Source organism: Clostridium sp. MSTE9 (assembly GCF_000277625.1).
In the GTDB taxonomy this organism is placed as follows: Bacteria; Bacillota; Clostridia; order Oscillospirales; family Acutalibacteraceae; genus Faecalispora; species Faecalispora jeddahensis.
The window spans coordinates 65,302-79,816 of record NZ_AKFU01000013.1; the positions used below are offsets into that span (position 1 = coordinate 65,302).

Genomic DNA, 14,515 nt, shown 5'->3' on the forward strand with positions numbered 1-14,515 from the left:
CTCTGGCTCCTTTCGTTAAGAGGTTTTTATTTCGCAGGCTGTACTGCCCTCACATTTTTTCCTCAGATTTTTGCCGCTGTTTTCCGCCGCGCCAATCAGCAGCACCGCGATAATCAGCGCGCCCTTTACCATGCTCTGCATGCCGGCGTTTGCTCCCATCAACTGCATGCAGGAAATAATCAGATACAAAAACAGCGAGCCCACCAGGGTACCAGCGGCATTGGCGCGGCCGCCGGACATCAGCGTACCGCCCACTACAATGCAGGCGATACTGTCCATCTGGTAACTGTTGCCCATGCCAAGGTAAGCGCCGGTCACGCGGGCCGAAATCAAAGCGCCGCACAGCCCGGCCAGAACCGCCGCAAACACATAGGTCAGAATCTGGGTCTTTCCCACATCCACCCCCGCAAGACGGGCCGCTTCAAGGTTTTGCCCCGTGGCCAGCAGCCCCTTGCCGTAGGTGGTAGAGGTCAGCAGAAAATGAATCGCCAGTGCAAGCAGCGCAACCAGCAAAATCATCACCGGCACCCCTGCCACACGGAAAGTCGCAATGTTTTTCAGGATGGAGGGCACTGTGAACACATTGAAATTATGCCCGATCAGCATCGTCACCGTCACAATCAGATAATTCATGGCCATCGTCGCGATAATGGCGGGAATCTTCAGGTGAATGACCATCATGCTGTTGAGGAAACCCACCAGCACGCCGGACGCGACTACGGCAAGCAGCGCCGGGAGGATCATGCTGTTCTGGCCGTTGCACAGGCCCATGCTCACATAAGCGCCCAGCGTGATCATGCCGGGAATGGAAAGATCGATCGCACCGCGCCCGGTGGTAACCACCAGCATCTGGGCCAGGCCGGCAATCGCCAAGAAGGAAGCGGTGTAGGCATTGTCGATCAAAGATTTCAGACTCAAACCATTGCCGCTGCACGTGCCCATCAAAACCCAGAGGACGATGCAGCCCGCCGCCGCAAACAGCCAGCTGCCGTTGCGCTGTGTGAACTCCTGAAGACTCGCGTTTTTCTTTTTCATGCCTTTTTCCCCCTTCCCTTCAGCAGGCGCAACGACAAAATCAGAATCAGCACCAGGCCCTGAATCAGCGCGGTGTAATCGGTGCTGACGCTCCACAGGCCGAGCAGAACGCTGATCATTGTCAGAATCACCGCGCCGCATACCGCGCCAAAGTGAGTGACCACACCGCCCGAAAAATACCCGCCGCCAATAATGACGGAGGCCACCGCAAGCATGGTATAGGTGCCGGAGGCGGAGGAATCGGACGCGTTATTGATGGCGGAGGTGATCACACCCGCCATAAAGGCAAGAATGCCAGCCAGCGCATAGACCGCCATAAACGCTTTCGCCTTGCTCCAGCCGGAATTGATCATGGCGTGCTCGTTGTTGCCGAACCCCCGCAGCACGGTGCCGTAGCGTGAACGGTAAAACAGGATTGCGGCGGCCATCAGCCCTGCCAGCCAGAAGCACAGCGTATTGACCAGCGGCGTTTCGGAATAGAACACCGTGCGGATCCATTCGGGACAGGTGCCGCCCGGCATTGCCTGCAGCGAGAGCGCCGCTCCCGTCCACAGAAAGGACATGCCCAGCGTCACGATAATGGCCGGGACATTCCGTTTGTAGATCACATAGCCCATCAGCGGGTACAGCGCCAGCGTGCCCAGCAGGGCCAAAGCGCCCAAAGTCGGGTTGCTGAACAGCAGCGTACAGCACAAAACATTGATGAGTCCGCAGAAATTGCCGATGCCCAGGTCGATATGACCCAGCCCGATGATGAAGGTCTGCCCCAGTGCGCACAGCATCAGAGCCGCAAAGCCCACCACCATCAGCTGTAGACCGTAACCGCTCAGCAGCATCGGCGACTGAAAGGCGCAGACCGCGTAAATCGCGACCATGGCAATCAGTGCAAACGTGTACAACGGCGCGGTGCGACGCTTTTTTTCTTCCGCCGGGCCGTGTGTTACCTCTTCATTCTGAAAGGAAAGCCCCATGATCGTTTCGTGGTCAACACTCGCACTCTCGAACGATCCCACAATCTGTCCGCCGTTGAGCACCAGCAAGTGCGTGCAGAACTCCAGCTCCGCATCGTCAGAGGTTCTCCAGATCACCAGTTTGCCGCTGGCGGCCGCCTCCCGAAACACCTCGTACAAGGCATTTTTTGTGGGCTGATCCACGCCGCGTGTTGGGTCGTCGAGCAGGATGATGTCGGCGTCCGCCGCAAGGGCGCGGGCAATCAGAACTTTTTGCTGGTTCCCGCCGGAAAGACAGGTGATCAGCTCCTTTGTCCCGTCGCTTTTGATATGCAGCTTCTCATACCAATAATAAATGGATTCCTCTAGCCATTCACGGCTCAGGTGCTGAAACATCCCGCTGCCCGCCGCTTTGGTAATCACCTGATTGTCTGCGATAGACCAGAGCGGAAAAATTCCCTCTTTTTTTCTGTCACCGGCTACAAACGCAACCTTTCCCGTCACCTTGATCCCATTCTTTTTCGATTTTGCCTTTAAAAAGATATCCCGCAGCAGATCGAGCTGGCCGTTTCCCTCTAAACCGGTCAGGCCCAAAATCTGGCCGCCGAAGCCCTCAAAACTGAGGTCGCTGAGTTTTTTGCTGGTGTAATGGTCGCATATCACGCTGATGTTTTGATTCACTTCGGGCGTCTCAAAGGCGCAAAGCTCTACCGAACAGCTGCCGCTGCCAATGCCTTCCCCCATCAGCTTTACCATGTGCTCCTCGCTGGTTTCGTGAATGGCGCCTTTCCATTTTTCATTGCCGTTTTGCATGATATACACGCAGTTGGCAATCGTCATAATCTCTTTCAGGCGGTGAGAAATATAAATATATGTCATGCCTTCCCCGGCTGTTTTACACAAATATTCCTGAAGCTGCTCCGTCCGCTCAATCGGCAGGGACGAGGTTGGCTCGTCCAGAATCATCAGCTTCATCTTTTTGTCGCTCGTGGCCCGCGCAATTTCCACCATCTGCTGCTGAGCAATGCTGAGTGAATCCAGCCCTGCCGCAACATCGATTCCGTGGCCCGGGAAAACGCGGTCCAAAGCAGCCCGTGCCATTTCCTGCGCCTGCTTTCGCCAGCCGAATGCATTTTTGATGCTTTGAGACTGCTCCACATAAAAGTTTTCGTATACCGTCAGGTTCTTGCACAGGGAAAGCTCCTGATGCACGACCCGGATTCCCAGATTTCTGGCCGCCGCCGGATGATATTCCTTTAAATTCACCGGGCTGCCGTCAAAAGTCAGCTCCCCTCCGTCGCACCCGACCACACCCGAAAGCGTTTTGATCAATGTGCTTTTCCCGGCGCCGTTCGCACCAACCAGGGCCAAAATATCTCCCCTATGTAAAGAAAGCGTGATGTCGTTCACCGCGATGGTGGGATAATAGACCTTTCGAAAATGTCTTGCCTCTAAAAGAAGCGACGTATCCTGCTGCTGGACAGGCTCCGCCGATTTTGTCATTGCGTCCAAATGCGTTCACCTCAATTCGCTGTTCTGTTGCCGCTTGCCGCTGAAAACCCGTAATCCCCCCTTGTGCGAAAAAGCCAATCCATTTACCGGCTTTTGAGATTGGGCGGACCATCCGAAACGATTTTCCGGAGAGTCCGCCGCTTTTCATTTGCTCAGGGAAGGAATTTATTTCTTCAAAATGTTTTCCACAACATAATCGTAAGACATATAGGGGCTTGCGATGGTACCGGCCTGCAGATCAGCATACTGCCCGATTTCATCCTGATTGATGTAGATAAAGGGCAGATACATTTTCTGAGGCACCTTCACGTCGTTAAGAGCCGCAACGGCCGTCCACAGCGCACCGGCACCGCAGGAGGGCGTGGAGTTTACGGACATGGTCTCATAGCCCTTTTGCGCCTGCTGGTTCCACCAGGTCATAAATTCAGCGGTATTGTCGCCGATCGTCAGCGGAACCTCCTGCCCCATGGACTGGAATGCATTGACAACACCCATGGAGTCTGCGCCGCAGTGGGTGATCACCGCGTCGACTTTCGGCAGCGACGAAAGCACATTCAGAATCCCCTGCTGGGTAACGGTGGCATCGGCCTGTCCCTGAATCTCCGTCGCAATTTTCACGTCGGGGTATTTCTTCAGAACGTTGGTAATGCCCTGATAAATTCCCACGTCGGGCGCCGCGCCGGAGGGGCCGCGCACAACGATCACATTGCCCTTGCCGCCGATTTTGTCCATCACATACTGTGTTTTCTTTTCGCCCATGCTGACCCAGTCATAGTCCATGGTGTAGGCGCCGTCCAGATCAATAATCGAATCAAACGCAATGATCTTGATTCCCTGATCCATCGCCTTTTTAATAACGTCGTTCAGCGCGGTGGAGGATGCGGCGTTGATGCAGATCGCGTCCACCTTTTTCAGAATAAAGGAGTTGATCTGCGCAATCTGGGTGTTGACGGTGTTGTCTCCGTTCTGAATCTCATAGCCGGAGATATAGCCTTTCTTTTTGGCTTCTTCGGCCGCCTCGGTAAACGAGCTTACCATCTGTTTGCGCCAAGTATTGCCGTAGAACGAGTTGGAAAGGCCGATCACATACTTGCCGGATTTCAGCGCATAATCGCCGGAGGCCGCGAGGGTGTCTTCCGCAGTGCTGCTTTCCGGGCTCTGAGCGGACTGCTCAGAAGGGGTGGCGGAGGGTGCGTTGCTGCTGGATTGGCTCGAGCCGCAGGCAGTCAGACTGAGGCCCATGGCAGCCGCCAATAGCAGTGCCGTGAAACGGTGTGTCAATTTCATGTTGTTTCTCCTTTTTCAATACAATATTGTCAGGCGATACCCGCCTAAGCGATAAATGTGTTACCTGTTAACACAAAGAACATGAATGAAACGCCACGGAACCAATTGCATAAGAACAGAATGATTGCATTTGGAAACCGGCTGTTGATTTCTTCCCCTGTTTGGGGCAAGGGAAGAAATTGCCGTTTTCCTGTAAGTAAATTGGATGGGGATGAACTGTGGTCAGTTTAAATCTGAGGATTCTCCGGATGAAGCATGGTGGCAATCACCCGATCGAGCACCTCGTCATCCCAGATCTTTTTCCAGTCGTCGCGCAGAACAAGGCGGTTGCCAAGGCCGATGGCCACCTTGCACGCATCCGACACGGGCGGCTTGCCGGGCAGCAGACCCAGGAAGTTCGCCGTCAGGTTATAGATGTGGCCCGTCAAAAAGGAAATCGCTGCATCGCGCTCAATTCCCTTTTCCTCGGCTTTATCCACGGTTTCCGCCATGGCATACAGGCAGGTCGCGCCAAGCAGCTCCACCAAAGTCGGCTCCAAAAAGGCAATCTGCTCCGAGGTCATCACGTAAGCGTGCAGAACGGGAGCATACATATTTTTTGCCACCTCTACCAGCTGGGCAAAGCGGGCGTCATCTCCCTGAATCTTGCTCATCACGATATCCTGCTTGCCGCCGCAGCCGCCAAAGCGGTCCTGGCGCGCCTCGTAGGTGTCCTGATCCAGAAAATACGAGGGGTGGCAAGGGTGGGCCACGCCAAAAGTGCAGTCATCCCGCAGGATCAGTTCTTTCGCCACCGCGGCTGCGGGGTCTAAAATCAGCAGGCCCGCTCCCGGCCGCATCATCGGGACATAAATTTCCGAAAGCTTTTTGATCAGGGTATCCGGCACGGCAAATACGATCACCTCCGCTTCAGCAAAGGCTTCCTCCACCGAGGTCACGTCCAGGCCGCGGGCACGGATACTCTCGACCCCGGCCGGGGAATTCTCCACCAGCTTCAGGTCAAACAAATCCGGTCTTTTGGCCAGATTATTGCTTGTGCGCGTTCCCATTTTTCCGCCTGCGCCAATGACTGCCACTTTTAGTTTTTCCATTTGAAGTCGCTCTCCTTTTTCTATGTCGCTCTATCTCTTTCCTCCAGATTCCGAACCGCAAAATACTACCGATTCAGCGTGGAGCGAACGGTCTGTGCAATGGACTGCGGTGAAAATCCGTAATTATCTGCCAGGGGTTCCGCAGGCCCGGATTCCCCATAGCCGGTCAGCGCAATCCGGTGAACCATCGCCGGATTGTTTTCGCACACCAAACGGCTGATATAAGAACCCAACCCGCCATTGATGTTATGATCTTCCACAGTAAACAGCTGATTGCTTCTGGAAATGACCTCTAAAATCTGATCCTGCTGCTTGCCATACAGAATGTTGACATCCGCCACTGTGACCAGAATCCCCTCTTCTTTCAGCAGCTCGGCCACCGCAAGCACACGGTCGAGCACAAAGCCGTTTGACAGCAGGACCGCATCGGTCCCATATTCTTTCCACACCGTAATTCCATCTGTGGAAAACGGTGCGTTTTTGTCATATACATTCTTTTCGCGGCCGCTTCCGGCCCGCACATAAACCGGCCCGTCAATTTCCGCCGCCAGCCGAACTGCATGGTAGCACTGGGCCGGATCCGCGGGCGTTAAGATCGTAAAATTCGGGATACTCGCCAGAATACCGATATCCTCATAAAACTGATGCGTCACACCCTCCCGCTCGCCGCCGAGCAGGCCGGCATTTACCCCGACAAACTTTGCGTTTAACTCCGTATAGCCCACAAAGGTGCGCATCTGCTCGCAGGCGCGCATGGTGAGAAACCCGCAGTAGGTTCCAACGAAGGGGATCAGCCCGCAGCTGGCCAGTCCGGCCGCCACATCTACGGCGCACTGCTCCGCGATCCCGCATTCCACATAACGGCCGGGGTATTTTTCTCCGAACGGCACGGCCCGCATCGCTTTCAAAGAATCCGGAGAGACCACCACAATTCTCTCATCTGTCTCGGACATATCCATCACGGCGGCGGCAAATGCCTCCCGCGTTCCTTTAAATTCAGTCATCTGTCGGCACCCCCAGTTCTTTTACGGCAAGCTCATATTCTTCATCCGTGGGCACACCCTTGTGCCACGCATTGTTGTTTTCCATGTAACTGACGCCCTTGCCCTTCACGCAGTCACAAACAATGCAGCTAGGGCATCCTTTTGTGCTTTTCGCTACGGCGATCGCCGCCTGAATGGCCTCTATGTCGTGCCCGCAGATTTCCTGCACATGCCACCCGAATGCGCGAAAGCGGTCTGCCGGGTTGTTGATTCCAATGGTCTGTTCTATCTTTTTGTAGCTCTGCCAACCGTTTCTGTCCACAAATACAATCAGGTTATCAAGGCCCTGGCCGGTAGCGACATTGGCGCCCTCCCAGCAAACACCCTCCTGCAGCTCGCCGTCGCCGCAGATCACATAGGTGTAATATGGCCTGTTCGTGATTTTTGCCGCAAGGGCCATTCCCGCGCCGATGGCGATCCCGTTGCCCAAAGAGCCGGAAGTCATGTCAATGCCGGGCGTATTCTTCATCGAGGGGTGCCCCTGGAACATGCTGTGAAGCCCGCGCAGATGAAAATGTTCCACCTTTGGCTGAAAGTAACCGCGCTCATTGAGTGCGGCATACCAGATCGGACAGGCATGGCCCTTGGACAAAATAAAGCGGTCTCTGTCCGGCCAATGGGGGTCTCTTGGGTCTACCCGCATGGCGTCAAAATATAAGGTGGTCACAATATCTGCCGCAGACAATGCCGGCCCAGGGTGACCGTCTTTCCCCTCGTAAACCATTCGTACTGCTTCCAGCCGCAGTTTGCTGGCGATTTTCCGCAGTTCCTTTGTTTCCAATTTCTTTTCCTCCTTATTCACAGGCATTGTATTGTTGATTCACTCATCAGGATGTTCCCGACCAGCCGCTTACACTTTTTTAGGGGGCCCGACCCATTCGCCATTTTTCGAGCATTTCCCCAGTTTATTTTCACAATCTGTATAGTTAATTTCTAAACAAACATCTTATCATGTAGAAAACAACAACCAACGTCGGATGTTTAAATAGTAATTCTTCAAAAGTCTTTCTTTCAAAAACCGGCCATCCTGCGCTTTCTGGATGGCCGGTCAAACAGTTGACCGGCCGTTTTTCTATTTTTGATTCTGCAGTGCAATTCCCCAGTACTTGTAGCAATAGCTGAGCACTTCATTCAAATCGGCGGTACGCCGCTGCACAATAATTTCGGTCAGCTTGCGGTGAGAGTCTACCATGTGAAAGCGATCATTGCAGGCGATGGCCTCTTCAATGGATTTTTCGCGGGAATGAAGGCTGGCAAAAGCGATCATATCGTTCAGACGCGCCGTCAGGTGATTATGCGACGCCTCACAGATTCTTTCCCGATAGCGGATGTCTGCATCCAGAATTTCGGAAGAGGTCGCCTGTACATCCTGCGCTAAAACGATAAAGTGTTCAGAGGCGTCATAAATGGCGCGCATATCCTCCTCAGTACCTTTCTGAATGGCAAGAGAAAAAATCCCCCGCTCAATTACCATGCGCAGCTCCAGCAGAGCAAGAGAATCATCATCCTCCAGCAGCAGACTGCAGGCCCACGGGGTCATCATTTTTTCTGAAAAGCGATTCACCACATAAGTACCATCCGCACGGCGAATTTCCAGCAGACCCAGAGCTATCAGCACCTTAATGGCTTCCCGCACAGAGTTGCGGCTGACTTTCAGCGTTTCTACCAATTCAAATTCTGTGGGGATCTTGGTGCCCGGCTTCCATTCCTTTCTGCTGATTTTACCCATCACGTATTCTACTGTAATATCAACTACAGACTTTTTATCTTCTGCCGACAGCTCGGCATCTGTGGAACCCATATACACCATAATTTAAACGTCCTACATTCATTTGATGCGCTCATTATAGTATATAAAATAGGTAAAGTCAACATTTTGGCTTATAATTTTTATTATTTTTTATTTTTAATGCTGACTATTTTTTATCAAACTGAACAGTTTTTATCACGCCTTTCAAGAATCCACATACTTAGTGGTCTTTTGACAGAGAAAAGCACCAGTCTTTTTTCCGTAAAATGAACTTACAAAATACTCCGATCAAAATTCTTTCAATTTTCACGCAAAATAGATTGACAAACAATTAACAAGTTAGATATAATAGGGATGTGAGATATAGTTAAAAAAATAACAATATCATTTGTATCGTTCATCCACCCAGTCATTCACTTACATTTTTGAATCGGAGGAATTGAAATGGCTACAAAAAAAGCTCCCGAGATCGCCGTACAGGAACCCGTCGTAGTTGTATATGACAACGGAGTAGAAACTCTTACCTCTAAAATCGCCGCGCTGCGCAATGCCCAGAAGCTTTTTTCTACCTATTCGCAGGAACAGGTGGACCAGATTTTTCTGGCTGCAGCCATGGCTGCAAACCATCAGCGGATTCCTCTGGCAAAGCTGGCAGTTGCAGAAACCGGCATGGGGATCGTGGAAGACAAGGTCATTAAGAACCACTATGCTTCCGAATATATTTACAACGCGTATAAAAACACCAAAACCTGCGGCGTGCTGGAGCAGGATACCTCGTTCGGCGTTCAGACCATCGCGGAGCCGATCGGCGTGATCGCTGCCGTGGTTCCCACGACAAATCCGACCTCCACCGCTATTTTTAAAATGCTTCTCTGCCTGAAAACCCGGAACGCCATCCTCATTTGCCCACATCCGCGCGCAAAAGAAAGCACGATTGCCGCCGCGCGGGTGGTTCTGAATGCAGCCGTGGCCGCAGGCGCGCCCAAGGGCATCATCGCCTGGATCGACGCCCCCTCCGTGGAGCTGACCAATCAGGCCATGAAAGAAGCGGATCTGATTCTCGCCACCGGCGGCCCCGGCATGGTGCAGGCCGCCTACTCCTCCGGCAAGCCGGCCATCGGCGTGGGCGCGGGCAACACCCCCGCCATCATCGACGATTCGGCAGACCTGATTTTGGCCGTCAACTCGATCATCCACTCCAAAACCTTCGACAACGGCATGATCTGCGCTTCGGAGCAGTCCGTGATTGTGCTGGACGGCGTCTACGAGCAGGTTAAAGCAGAGTTTGCGGCGCGCGGCTGCTATCTGCTCAACCCGGACGAAACAGAGAAGGTCCGCCGGACGATTCTGATCAACGGCGCGCTCAATTCCAAGATCGTCGGCCAGTCCGCACACGCCATCGCAAAGCTATCGGGCTTTGACGTACCAGAAAACGCAAAGATTCTGATCGGAGAGGTGGAAAGCGTAGAGCCGCAGGAGGCATTTGCCCATGAAAAGCTCAGCCCTGTTCTGGCCATGTACCGCGCCAAGGATTTTGCCGACGCGATTCAGAAGGCGGAGCGTCTGGTAGCAGACGGCGGATACGGCCACACCTCTTCCCTGTATATCAACACCGTAACCGAGCCGGAAAAACTCCGGCTGTTCACCGCCGCGATGAAAACCTGCCGCGTGCTCATCAACACGCCCGCCGCGCAGGGCGGCATCGGCGACCTGTATAACTTTAAGCTTCCCCCCTCGCTGACACTCGGCTGCGGCTCCTGGGGCGGAAACTCCGTATCGGAAAACGTGGGCGTCAAGCACCTGCTGAACATCAAAACCGTTGCGGAGAGGAGAGAAAATATGCTTTGGTTCCGCGCCCCGGAAAAGGTTTATTTTAAGCGGGGCTGCCTGCCAGTCGCTTTGGGCGAGCTGAAAGATGTGCTGAACAAAAAAAGAGCATTCCTCGTCACCGACGAATTCCTGTTCCGCAACGGATATACAAAGAGTATTACCGACCGCCTTGACGAGCTGGGAATCGCGCACACGACCTTTTTCGATGTTCAGCCCGACCCCACCCTGCACTGCGCCAAGGAAGGCGCGGCCGCTATGAAAGCGTTTGCGCCGGACTGCATTATCGCGCTGGGCGGTGGCTCTGCGATGGATGCCGCCAAGATCATGTGGACGATGTATGAGCATCCCGAAGTCGATTTTATGGACCTCGCCATGCGCTTTATGGATATCCGCAAGCGGGTGTACACGTTCCCGAAAATGGGCGAAAAAGCTTATTTCATCGCCATCCCCACCTCGGCCGGCACCGGCTCGGAGGTAACGCCGTTCGCCGTGATCACCGACGAGGCCACCGGCATCAAATACCCGCTGGCCGATTACGAGCTGATGCCCAAAATGGCGATTGTAGACGTGGATTTGATGATGCACATGCCCAAGGGGCTGACCGCCGCTTCCGGCATCGACGCCATGACCCACGCGCTGGAAGCCTACGCCGCCATGCTCGCAACGGATTACACCGACGGCCTTGCGCTGAAGGCCCTGAAAAACATCTTCACCTATCTGCCCCGGGCGTACGAGCACGGCGCAGCGGACCCCATCGCGCGCGAAAAAATGGCGGACGCTTCTACCATGGCGGGCATGGCGTTTGCCAACGCGTTCCTCGGCGTCTGCCACTCTATGGCGCACAAGCTGGGGGCCTTCCATCACCTGCCGCACGGCGTGGCCAACGCGCTGATGATCACCTATGTCATGCGCTTTAACGCCGATCCCCGCCCGGCCAAAATGGGAACCTTCCCGCAGTATCAGTATCCGCATACGCTGGAGCGTTACCGCGAATGCGCCGATTTCCTCGGCATTCCCGGCAAGGATGAGGAAGAAAAATTCAACGGCCTGATTGCCGCAGTCGAAGAGCTCAAAGCCAAAATCGGCATCCCGAAGTCGATTCAGGCCTGGGGCGTTGACGAAGCCGCGTTTCTGGCAACGCTCGATGAAATGACCGAGCACGCCTTCGATGACCAGTGCACCGGCGCGAATCCCCGGTACCCGCTGATGAGCGAAATCCGGCAGATGTATCTTGACGCCTACTACGGGAGATAAGTCTAGGGAAATATCCCGAGGGGTAAATCCTGCAATTCTATAAAAAATAAGAACAGGGAGAAATCCCTGTTCTTATTTTTTACGCAAATTCAAATGTTGATCTAAGGCTCTGCTCATGCCCAAAGCAGGTATCCCGAATGTCCCCTCGGGTATAAAAACCACTTGAAACCAGCCTCACAGCTTGGCCAGCATATCCGTCAGTTTGAGAACGGTCTTCCAGTTGCGCGCGGTAGCGGAATCAAAGGCTTTTGATATGCCGATCGCCAGCTTTGACTTGCGGATACTTTCGCTGCAAAGAAGATAGATTTCCCTCTCCCCTGCCTGAAACAGGTCCGGGCCAGTGTACTTTCTGCAAATGGCGTCCAGCTTTGACGGTTCCGGCGGGTTCTCTAAAAAATATACATACAGGTGTTCCACCTGCGGATCGGCGGCTTCCGCTTTCGCTATTTCCTCCGCTGAGAATGGCAGGCGATGAATCAGGGTATCCATTTCGTCCATGCTGCGCAGAATCACATCGCTTTCAAACCCAAAGCGTTCCGAAAAGGCGGTACGAATCCTGTCTCGCAAAGGTACTTCCTCCAGAGCGGCCTCAAAAACCACATTGCCGCTTTGAATATACGTATTGACCTGCTGGAACCCCAAATCCAGCAAGAGCTGCTTTAAATCCTGCATTTTTACAATGTTTTTTCCGCCGACATTGATCCCTCTGAACAGTGCAACGTATTTCATTGTGATTCCCCCCATGATTGACAGCGGCTTTTGCTGAAAAGAGAATGATTTGTTTTCGATATTATCAATCATAAATCACCAGAAATTCTTTTTCAATCCTACAAGCGAAAGAAGTTGTCCCCTGCAGGATCGGCTTTTCGGGAAAGAACACAGCCCTCCGGAAGAATTTCACCATGGTCGCATTGTCTGACGATTTACGGCACAGCCGCTCTAAGCACCAAAAATGCAGCACAGCCACAAGGGGGGCCGAACTGCATTTTCTATGTGTTCTTAAATCAAACCAGACGCAGAAGAAAACTCGCGCAACCCTTCGGCTCCATGAACCGGATGCTGTTACAGCTCCAGAAGCTTGATGGCGTCTACATACGAAGCGATTCCCTCGGCAACCTTTTTTGCCTCTTTCATCGCAAGGACTACGGTCGCAGGCTGATGAACGACATCTCCCCCTGCAAAAACGCCTTTTCTCATTGTCATCCCATAAGGCTTCTCTTTGGTGACCACATAGCCGTTTGGATTTACCTCAATGCCTGTGGTAGTGGATACGATTCGGCTGGCAGGCTTTGAGCCAATTGCAAGCATGATGACATCCGCATCCACATCCAGGAATTGATCGCCCTGCTTTAAGGTGATGCCGCTCACTCTTTCATCGCCGTTAAACTGGGTAGGCTCGGCATGCCAAATAAATTGAACCCCTTCTTCAAGAGCGCTATGATACTCCGATTTCAGGGCCGGCATGTCTTCTTCCCCCTTGCGGTATACAATCGCAACCGATCCCGCTCCGGCTCTTAAAGCGGTACGGGCGGCGTCCATCGCGACATTGCCCGCACCGATGATAACCACTTTGTCCCCCTGCTTGAGTGGGATTTCATCCCTGTCCACATCTCCGCTGTTGTATAAGGCAACCATCCGAAGAAAATAAATGGCCTGAAGGATTCCGATTTTATCTCTTCCGGGCAAATCAATATTTCTTGCCAAAGCGGTGCCGGTGCCGATAAAAATCGCATCGTAATTCCGCGAAAACATGTCGTCGACAGTCAGGTCGGGGCCTATCATTACATTCGTTAAAAAGGTTACTCCCAGGGCCTCGATTTTCTTTATTTCTTTTCTCACCACCTCCTTCGGGAGTCTGAATTCGGGTATTCCGTAAACGAGTACCCCGCCGGGCTCATTTTCTTTTTCATAAATGACAACGTTAAATCCCTGCCGGGCAAGGTCACCCGCCACGGTAAGTCCGGCCGGGCCGGAACCGATCACAGCGACTTTTCCCCTTGTTTTATGAACCAGATTTTCTTTGATCAGCCCCATTTCCGCATCAAAGTCGGCGATGAATTCTTCCAGTTTTCCCACCTGTATCGGGGCGTGCTTTGCATTGAGCACACAGTGGCCCACGCACTGCTTTTCGTGCGGGCAAATGCGGCCGCACACGGCGGGCAAATTCGTTTTTCTTGCAAGTATTTCTCTTGCTTCCCCCAAATTGCCCTTTGATAACTGATAGATAAAATCGGGGATATCATTACTGATTGGGCACCCCTTCTGACACGAGGGAACCTTGCACCTCAAACAGCGTTTTGCCTCATCTATTGCTTCACGCATCGTGTAGCTTTTATAATCCACGGATTTGTCCAAGAATGACATAGAAACCTCCAAACGAAAAGTGATGAATTCATCTTATCATAAAAATTCTTAAATAGAAGCATCATTATTTTTTTAACGAAATAAGAGCCTATCCATAAATTAGATATGGACTCGAATCAATTTACGCCAGACAATAATTGCACAGGCAAAATGCAGAAGACCAAGGTAGTTTGCAGCTTTCTTTTCAAAACGAACCAGCAATTTGCGGAAACGGTTGAAGAACGAATGCGTAACCTCTACTACCCAGCGCCGGGCTTTAAAATCGGGATTCCGCAAGAGCTCCTGTTTTTCCTCAGATCGGGGACGGATATGCGCGATATAGCCTCTTTTTTCAACCTTGTCTTTTGAGCCGGTATACCCGGCATCCAGGCACAGGTTTTGAGTAAATTTTGCTGAAGA

General features: G+C 52.7%; 11 protein-coding genes. 1 reads left to right on the top strand and 10 read right to left on the bottom strand.

Annotated elements, in window-relative coordinates; all coding sequences use genetic code 11:
- Nucleotides 1-15: 15 nt before the first annotated feature.
- The 7 genes from HMPREF1141_RS03065 to HMPREF1141_RS03095 form a co-directional block, all read right to left on the bottom strand.
- Nucleotides 16-1,035 carry an ABC transporter permease gene (locus HMPREF1141_RS03065; protein ID WP_009060796.1) on the bottom strand — a complete coding sequence of 340 codons (1,020 nt, stop codon included), beginning with the start codon at nt 1,033-1,035 and terminating at the stop codon, nt 16-18.
- A complete protein-coding gene (locus HMPREF1141_RS03070) occupies nt 1,032-3,488 on the bottom strand; it encodes an ATP-binding cassette domain-containing protein (RefSeq protein WP_242824550.1) in 2,457 nt (818 codons plus the stop codon). Before HMPREF1141_RS03070 ends, HMPREF1141_RS03065 begins: the two co-directional genes overlap by 4 nt.
- Nucleotides 3,489-3,662: 174 nt before the next feature.
- Nucleotides 3,663-4,784, bottom strand: coding sequence for an ABC transporter substrate-binding protein (locus HMPREF1141_RS03075; RefSeq protein WP_009060921.1), 1,122 nt, complete (start codon nt 4,782-4,784; stop codon nt 3,663-3,665).
- A 227-nt stretch (nt 4,785-5,011) separates the two neighbouring features.
- Entirely contained in the window at nt 5,012-5,875 is an 864-nt protein-coding gene (locus tag HMPREF1141_RS03080; RefSeq protein ID WP_009060919.1) for a phosphogluconate dehydrogenase C-terminal domain-containing protein, read from the bottom strand.
- 65 nt (nt 5,876-5,940) lie between these two features.
- Nucleotides 5,941-6,879: a transketolase C-terminal domain-containing protein gene (locus HMPREF1141_RS03085; protein WP_009060915.1), complete on the bottom strand. Its 939-nt coding sequence runs from the start codon at nt 6,877-6,879 to the stop codon at nt 5,941-5,943.
- Nucleotides 6,872-7,726 carry a transketolase gene (locus tag HMPREF1141_RS03090; protein ID WP_051044264.1) on the bottom strand — a complete coding sequence of 285 codons (855 nt, stop codon included), beginning with the start codon at nt 7,724-7,726 and terminating at the stop codon, nt 6,872-6,874. Before HMPREF1141_RS03090 ends, HMPREF1141_RS03085 begins: the two co-directional genes overlap by 8 nt.
- Nucleotides 7,727-7,990: 264 nt before the next feature.
- A complete protein-coding gene (locus HMPREF1141_RS03095) occupies nt 7,991-8,728 on the bottom strand; it encodes a GntR family transcriptional regulator (protein ID WP_009060826.1) in 738 nt (245 codons plus the stop codon).
- 384 nt (nt 8,729-9,112) lie between these two features.
- Here HMPREF1141_RS03095 and adhE point away from each other — a divergent pair, with 384 nt between their 5' ends.
- Nucleotides 9,113-11,752: a bifunctional acetaldehyde-CoA/alcohol dehydrogenase gene (adhE, locus tag HMPREF1141_RS03100; protein WP_009060810.1), complete on the top strand. Its 2,640-nt coding sequence runs from the start codon at nt 9,113-9,115 to the stop codon at nt 11,750-11,752.
- A 174-nt stretch (nt 11,753-11,926) separates the two neighbouring features.
- Here adhE and HMPREF1141_RS03105 read toward each other — a convergent pair whose 3' ends face one another.
- From HMPREF1141_RS03105 to HMPREF1141_RS03115, 3 genes are all read right to left on the bottom strand, one after another.
- On the bottom strand, nt 11,927-12,481 hold the full coding sequence (locus HMPREF1141_RS03105; RefSeq protein ID WP_035316488.1) for a DUF1697 domain-containing protein: 555 nt from the start codon (nt 12,479-12,481) through the stop codon (nt 11,927-11,929).
- 333 nt (nt 12,482-12,814) lie between these two features.
- Nucleotides 12,815-14,116: an NAD(P)-dependent oxidoreductase gene (locus tag HMPREF1141_RS03110; protein ID WP_009060811.1), complete on the bottom strand. Its 1,302-nt coding sequence runs from the start codon at nt 14,114-14,116 to the stop codon at nt 12,815-12,817.
- A 99-nt stretch (nt 14,117-14,215) separates the two neighbouring features.
- Nucleotides 14,216-14,515, bottom strand: a 300-nt coding sequence (locus HMPREF1141_RS03115; protein ID WP_035316478.1) for a transposase, incomplete at its 5' end; no start/stop codon positions are given.

Excerpts from the sequence above, each read along its gene's own strand:
- HMPREF1141_RS03110 (WP_009060811.1), bottom strand. The coding sequence starts at position 14,116 with ATGTCATTCTTGGACAAATCCGTGGATTATAAAAGCTACACGATGCGT.
- HMPREF1141_RS03070 (WP_242824550.1), bottom strand. The coding sequence starts at position 3,488 with ATGACAAAATCGGCGGAGCCTGTCCAGCAGCAGGATACGTCGCTTCTT.
- HMPREF1141_RS03085 (WP_009060915.1), bottom strand. The coding sequence starts at position 6,879 with ATGACTGAATTTAAAGGAACGCGGGAGGCATTTGCCGCCGCCGTGATG.
- HMPREF1141_RS03090 (WP_051044264.1), bottom strand. The coding sequence starts at position 7,726 with ATGCCTGTGAATAAGGAGGAAAAGAAATTGGAAACAAAGGAACTGCGG.
- HMPREF1141_RS03065 (WP_009060796.1), bottom strand. The coding sequence starts at position 1,035 with ATGAAAAAGAAAAACGCGAGTCTTCAGGAGTTCACACAGCGCAACGGC.
- HMPREF1141_RS03080 (WP_009060919.1), bottom strand. The coding sequence starts at position 5,875 with ATGGAAAAACTAAAAGTGGCAGTCATTGGCGCAGGCGGAAAAATGGGA.
- HMPREF1141_RS03095 (WP_009060826.1), bottom strand. The coding sequence starts at position 8,728 with ATGGTGTATATGGGTTCCACAGATGCCGAGCTGTCGGCAGAAGATAAA.
- adhE (WP_009060810.1), top strand. The coding sequence starts at position 9,113 with ATGGCTACAAAAAAAGCTCCCGAGATCGCCGTACAGGAACCCGTCGTA.
- HMPREF1141_RS03105 (WP_035316488.1), bottom strand. The coding sequence starts at position 12,481 with ATGAAATACGTTGCACTGTTCAGAGGGATCAATGTCGGCGGAAAAAAC.
- HMPREF1141_RS03075 (WP_009060921.1), bottom strand. The coding sequence starts at position 4,784 with ATGAAATTGACACACCGTTTCACGGCACTGCTATTGGCGGCTGCCATG.